Origin of the sequence: Xenorhabdus stockiae (genome assembly GCF_002632825.1) — a bacterium.
GTDB lineage: Bacteria > Pseudomonadota > Gammaproteobacteria > Enterobacterales > Enterobacteriaceae > Xenorhabdus > Xenorhabdus stockiae.
This window is the reverse complement of record NZ_NJAJ01000073.1, coordinates 1-6,472: the sequence shown is the minus strand read 5'-3', so window position 1 is coordinate 6,472 and position 6,472 is coordinate 1. Positions and strand designations below refer to the sequence as shown.

General features: G+C 43.5%; 4 protein-coding genes. 3 read left to right on the top strand and 1 reads right to left on the bottom strand.

The window, feature by feature from the left end; all coding sequences use genetic code 11:
• Positions 1-1,062 precede the first annotated feature (1,062 nt).
• The 3 genes from Xsto_RS19705 to lhgO are packed head-to-tail and all read left to right on the top strand — an operon-like array spanning position 1,063 to position 5,321.
• Positions 1,063-2,118 carry a TAXI family TRAP transporter solute-binding subunit gene (locus tag Xsto_RS19705; RefSeq protein WP_099126180.1) on the top strand — a complete coding sequence of 352 codons (1,056 nt, stop codon included), beginning with the start codon at positions 1,063-1,065 and terminating at the stop codon, positions 2,116-2,118.
• 55 nt (positions 2,119-2,173) lie between these two features.
• Positions 2,174-4,138 carry a TRAP transporter permease gene (locus Xsto_RS19700; protein ID WP_099126179.1) on the top strand — a complete coding sequence of 655 codons (1,965 nt, stop codon included), beginning with the start codon at positions 2,174-2,176 and terminating at the stop codon, positions 4,136-4,138.
• Positions 4,131-5,321: an L-2-hydroxyglutarate oxidase gene (gene lhgO, locus Xsto_RS19695; RefSeq protein WP_099126178.1), complete on the top strand. Its 1,191-nt coding sequence runs from the start codon at positions 4,131-4,133 to the stop codon at positions 5,319-5,321. Before Xsto_RS19700 ends, lhgO begins: the two co-directional genes overlap by 8 nt.
• Positions 5,322-5,382: 61 nt before the next feature.
• On the opposite strand, the gene Xsto_RS19690 is transcribed toward lhgO, so the two are convergent.
• Positions 5,383-6,472 (bottom strand): RHS repeat-associated core domain-containing protein (locus Xsto_RS19690; RefSeq protein WP_141554549.1); only part of this gene is annotated, 1,090 nt, incomplete at its 5' end.

The following is a 6,472-nucleotide window of genomic DNA, read 5'->3' as shown; positions in this document are numbered from 1 at the left end:
ATGCCAGCGCCAGGGTCAGCTCCGGCCCCAGTAGGTTATTGCCGATAAGGTGCGCCACCGGCATCACATAATTAAACAGCCCCGTGCGCGGATCGACACGGCCTGCGGCGGTGCTCTGAAAATTCGCGGCCTGAGAAAAGAATTCCGTGCTCATTTTTTATCCCCTGTATTAAAGTGATGAGAAATTAATATTAATTTCTATCAAACTCACCGGACTTAACAATATAATTAGCCAAGGTATTTTTTATTCTCTTTTACTTTACTCCTAAATTAACCGGAACAAATAAAACATCATATTTACCTGAAATAAAATTCCAATTCTTATATTTAGATATATATAACCACTCCGTTTCACTCACAAAAATGATACACAAAGTGAAATATAGGCATTAAAAATAAAACCTATTCTTTCTACTATCGATTTATGAAATAATCATAAATATAGCAAGCCACTGTTATTTCAATGGCTTTTACATAAATTATTGTTATAAAAACTTAATCATATTTAATATATTACATATTAGTCTAATTTTGATATCTTTCCAATTTAAATAAGCCAAAATAAACATCACATAAATTAAATTAACTCAATCAGAAGTTGAAGCTCACAGATATAATAACAACTCACTGTTATTTATGAGCGCCATCTCCTCAGGGATCACATTAATATAAAAAAATAAAAACAATTGAATTTATCTTTAATAAAGCATCCATTATAAAAACATTAAATGAGAATTAATATAGTATTATGTTATTTTCCATCCACAATATACAAATAAAACCATAGATTAATCATTATTACTCAATAAATTATTTAAATTAATTTTTACCTTTATTGATAAAGACGTGACTCCGTTCAAATTTTCACAATAAACCCCCATAAAACCATTAGATTTATGATTGTGGCAATTATATTTATATTTTACCTTCTTTATGACTCATTAAACTATCTCATAGCATAATGCAGTCATTTACAAAAAGAAAAACAGATAAGTTCATACTTACGTTAACTATAAATGAAACACCACATCATCAATCACACAATTTTCGGTAAATCCTATTATGTCAGTCACAAAAATATTAACACCCAAAAGAACAAAAGCACTACTGGCAGTCATCGCTGCTATTGCCTTAATTTTCATGGCTATTATTGGAAAAATGAAGAATGCCGATAAACGATTTCTTTCCGTTGCCACGGCATCCACAGGAGGAACCTTTTACCCGATAGGTGTCGGGCTTGCCAATGTATGGAGCCATCATCTCAAGGATGAAAATATTCAGGTCACAGGCCAGTCTTCCGCAGGTTCAATTGAGAATATTGATTTACTCCAGAAAAATGAAGCACAGCTTGTTATTTTACAAAGTTTGATTGCTGTTGAAGCCTATCAGGGTGTCCGTAATTTCGAAAATCGGCCTTATCAGGATCTGCGTTCCATCTCGGTACTCTGGCCTAATGTCGAACACTTTGTGATGATGGACGATAAAATCAAAGAGGGTACGTTAAACGACATCGCCAACACCCGTTTTTCCGTTGGACCACAAGCCAGTGGCACAGAGCAATCTACGTTGATTATTTTACAAGGGGTCAACCTTAGTAAGAAAAGTATTAGCCCGGAATATCTCGGCTATAGCGATACCGTTTCCGCAATGCGCGATGGCCGTCTTGATGGTGGCGCAATACCTGCGGGGGTTCCCGCCTCAGCGGTCACGGATATGTACGCCAGCGGTGTCTCTGCTCGTATCCTGAATGTGACCGATCAGCAATTGAAGCAGATTAATGCTATCGCTAATTCTTGGTTTCGTTTTGTCATTCAGCCAGAAACTTACCCCCGTCAAAGTGAAACCGTTCACACGATTGCTCAGCCCAATATTCTGATGACCACCCGTGAGATTGATGAAAAAATCGTTTATGAATTAACAAAATCAATGTTTGAAAACCTGAAAGAAGTTCATCAAATCCACAGCGCGGCCAAATATATTTCCCCGGAAAATGCCCTTAAAGGCGTTGCCGTTCCGCTGCATCCGGGAGCCTACAGATATTACCGGGAAATCGGGCTGCCTATTCCTGATGAGCTTATCCCGCCGGAAATTCATGCAGCCACAGCTCAACCTCAGTAATGAGCAAATTGTAAGCCCCTTCTCGTCCGATTATGTGTTTTCATAAGGAATCATTATGAGTATTGCGCCATTAACATCGTCTTGTGCTGAACTGGATAAGGAATCCGGTTCCGGTAATCGCCATTTAATCAGTCCTTACAAACAGATAGCTACCTTGCTGGCGATCGCTATTTCTCTTTATGCCATCTACGCTAATGCGTTATCTAATACACAGGAATTTTACCGTAATGTGATCTTTCTTGGCGGTATTCTGGTACTGGGCTTTATACTCTTTCCGGCTTCCAGACAGCAGGCGACAGCAAAACTCAATCTTTGGGATTATCTTATCATCCTGCTTACTCTGATCAGTTACAGCTATTTCTATTTTACTTACATCGATTTACATGTTGTCAGAAACAGTATTCCCAATACCACAGATTATGTGATGGCTATCGTTGGCATTGCCCTATTACTTGAGGCCGCAAGACGAACAACGGGTTATTTCATTCCGGGATTATCTGTTTTCGCTATTGTGTATGCTTTATTCGGCCAATATTTTATCGGCATTTTCGGACATGCAGGTTTTTCTATCGAGCGCCTGTTATTCCGTCTGTTTATGACCGGTGAAGGAATTTTCGGGATCACACTGTCAACAGCCTCAACAGCAATCATTGTCTTTATCCTGTTTGGTTCATTTTTGAGTGTCAGTGGTGCGACAGCATTGTTCAATGATCTGGCTCTGGCAATCGCTGGACGTCGCAGAGGCGGGCCTGCGCAGGTTGCTGTCATTTCATCGGCGTTGACAGGCTCACTCAGTGGGAGTGCTGTTGCTAATGTAGCGACAACTGGGACTTTCACCATTCCACTGATGAAAAGCATTGGCCTGTCGCCACGCTTTGCCGGCGCTGTCGAAGCGGCAGCATCAACCGGTGGTATGATTATGCCCCCTATCATGGGAGCTGCCGCCTTTATCATGGCGGGTTTTCTCGGTATCTCTTACACCACAATTGTACTTGCCGCTATTATTCCCGCACTGCTCTATTATGCTTCCCTGATTATTGCCATTGATTTAGAAGCCAAAAAACAGGGTTTGAAAGGCATCAGTAAAGAAAGTATTCCACAGGTAAAAGCTGTACTGAAAGCGCGTGGATTACTGCTCCTACCCCTTTTTATCGTAATCGGGTCATTATTAGCTGGAAAAACACCCATTTATGCCGGCTTCCTCGGCATTATTGCAATTATTGTTGCGAGCTGGATCACACCGGATACTTCGGTACGGATGACGCTTACAAAAATAGCCAATGCTTTGAATGAAGCCGCTCGTGGAGCCATTCAGGTTACTGTTGCCTGTGCTGCTATTGGTATCATTATCTGCGTTGTGACTATGACCGGGATCGGCTCTACCCTTGCTTTCAACATTGTTTCCCTGACAGATAACACTCTATGGATGATCCTGCTGGTTGTAATGGTAGTCTGTATCGTGCTCAGCATGGGCTTACCATCCACTGCGTTATATATTGTTGTAGCCGTCACCGTATCACCAATTCTCATTAAAGCAGGTGTTCTGCCCTTAGCGGCACATTTCTTTGTTTTCTGGTTCGGGGCATTATCCAATATCACCCCTCCAGTTGCCCTTGCCAGCTACACAGCCGCCAGTATCGCTCGCTCTGATCCCATGCAGACATCATGGAGTGCTGTCCGGCTGGCTTTACCCGGTTTTATTATTCCTTTTATTCTGGTGTATAACCCGGCGCTATTGATGCAGGGCAGTGAGTTAAGTGTGCTTTCTATTCTTTATATGATAATAACCGCATTGATTGGCATTTATTCCCTCTCTATTGCCACTGCCAATTTCTGGATGATAAAAGCGCACTGGCTGGAAAGAGTTTTCTTTACGATTGCTGCTCTTCTTTTAATTAAGCCGGGCGTATTAACCGATTTGGCAGGAATGGCGCTGATTGTATTATCTGGTGTTATTCACTTGCTGCGCTATAAACAATACCGGACAACAGTAATAAGGAAGGAACCGCATAATGTATGATGTGATTATCATCGGGGCAGGGTTAGTCGGGCTTGGTACGGCCAATGCGCTACAGGAGCAGCACCCACATTTACGTCTGCTGGTGCTGGATAAAGAAAAAGACGTGGCTACACATCAAAGCGGACATAACAGTAATGTTGTTCATTCCGGTATTTACTATACGCCCGGCAGCCTGAAAGCCAATCTGGCGAAAAAAGGGAATCAGACGATATATCAGTTTTGTCAGGAACACGGTTTATACTACGACCACTGTGGCAAAGTGATTGTTGCAACGCAGTTGAAAGAGCTTTCTTTACTGGAAAATATCTATCAGCGGGGTTTGCAGAATGGTCTTCAGGTTAGTCGGTTATCACAGGTGGCTTTGAAGGAGCGTGAACCTTATGTCAATGGTCTTGAAGCCATTCTGGTACCGGATACCGGGATCGTCAATTATCCGGAAATTGCAGCAAAACTGGCTGAAATCATTCAGACCAGAGGTGGAGATATTCACTGCCAACAATCTGTACAAGCTATCCGGGAACACAGTGATTCTATCGAAGTGCAAACCCAACAACGCACCTATCAGGCTAAATGGCTGGTGAACTGTGCCGGCTTGCAGAGTGACAGAATAGCTCAACTGGCAGGCTACGATACTGGTATGAAAATCGTGCCATTTCGCGGCGAATATTATGTGCTGAATAGTGATAAAAACCATCTGGTCAATCACTTGATTTATCCCGTTCCTAATCCTGATTTCCCATTTTTAGGTGTTCATTTCACCCGTATGCATAATGGCAAACGGGATGTGGGCCCCAATGCGGTACTGGCATTTAAACGCGAGGGCTATCGCCGGACAGATTGCAACCTGCGGGATATGGCGGAAATACTCACTTACAAAGGCGTCTGGAAAATTGCTTCACGTTATTTAAGTGAAGGAATCGCAGAAATGCGCCGCTCATTCTCACATCGGCTATTTACTGAAAATGCCCGCCAGCTTATTCCCGATTTACGTCCTGAAGACATTACTCCGGGGCCAGCAGGAGTCCGTGCTCAGGCAGTCACGCCCGAGGGTAAACTAGTAGATGATTTTCACTTTGTAACCGGTCGCCGGTCATTACACGTTTGTAATGCGCCCTCGCCAGCCGCTACTGCATCATTTGAGATTGGGAGAGAACTTGTAAGACAGTATTTTGAATTAATTTAATGGTAATGATTTTTTAAAAGGCAGCGTATAAATTAATCACTATGCGCTGCCTAATCACCCGTTATAGCAATCGCAGTAAGTCAGCAGCCATTCCGGATAGATGTGCATCTCTCCATTGTCTATTCCACCCAGAAGTCTCCAAGTCACCAACTTCAAAACGTGTATCAATATAACGTTCTTCAAGTTCAGCAATCATATATTCAAGCCTGCGAGTACCTTCCTCATAACGAAATCTACTGATAGTACTAACCGCATATTGGCTATTTTCATTTATAAATGGTGCATATAATTCACGTACTGTTCTACTTTCAATATTTATAAATCTTTGTACCGTTCTCCCTCCCGCATTCAAAAGTACTCCGTTATTCATGGTTAACCTAATTCCTCCTCCCTCAGTCAGATAAGTAAAACCCAAGCGCTGTAGTACGTTAAAATCTTGCTTCATGCTTTCTGTCATCTGAGCAAGAGGAGGAAAATTAAACCGCACTGTTTTACGCCCATTACTCATGACTTCCTGTACCCACCCTGCCGCATTTGCTCTATCAAAAGACTCTAATGTATTTCTGGCAGTTGTCTCAGCTGTCGCTGCTGCCCTTGTTGTGTTAGCTGTCTCAGTAGCTATAGTTGTTTCCGCTGTAACTGCTTCTATCGTTCTGGGAGCCTCACTTTCTCCCGCAGCAACAGCGGTCCTTGCACCGGAACTAAAACTATTTTGTAACTGGGCTTCCGCCTGCCATAACCCACCAACCATCTTACCGAGCACCAAACTGCCCAGACTGGCCGCCCCACATCCCATTGAAATCCAGCCCAAAACAGCAGACGCCTGCGGATCACTGTCCTCTGTCGCGGCACTTGCAATCCCGGTCGCGGCCCCCAAAAAACCGATCCCAGCGATAATCGCCCCGCTCAGCGTCAGGGAAGCTCCCCCCGTTGGAATGGCCGCCGCCAACTCCGCAGCCATGCCAAACAGACCTAACGCTATTCCCAAAATACTGCCCACACTCAGATGCCCACTGGGATCGGTCCGGTTAATGGGATCCCCCAGACAGTACGCATACGGGTTCAGTCCCCCGGCCCCGAACGGGCTGAGGCTGTCCGGCGCCGTAAACCGCATCAGTACCGGGTTATAAGTCCGGTAGCCGTTGCCCAGA

Excerpts from the sequence above, each read along its gene's own strand:
- Xsto_RS19705 (WP_099126180.1), top strand. The coding sequence starts at position 1,063 with ATGTCAGTCACAAAAATATTAACACCCAAAAGAACAAAAGCACTACTG.
- lhgO (WP_099126178.1), top strand. The coding sequence starts at position 4,131 with ATGTATGATGTGATTATCATCGGGGCAGGGTTAGTCGGGCTTGGTACG.
- Xsto_RS19700 (WP_099126179.1), top strand. The coding sequence starts at position 2,174 with ATGAGTATTGCGCCATTAACATCGTCTTGTGCTGAACTGGATAAGGAA.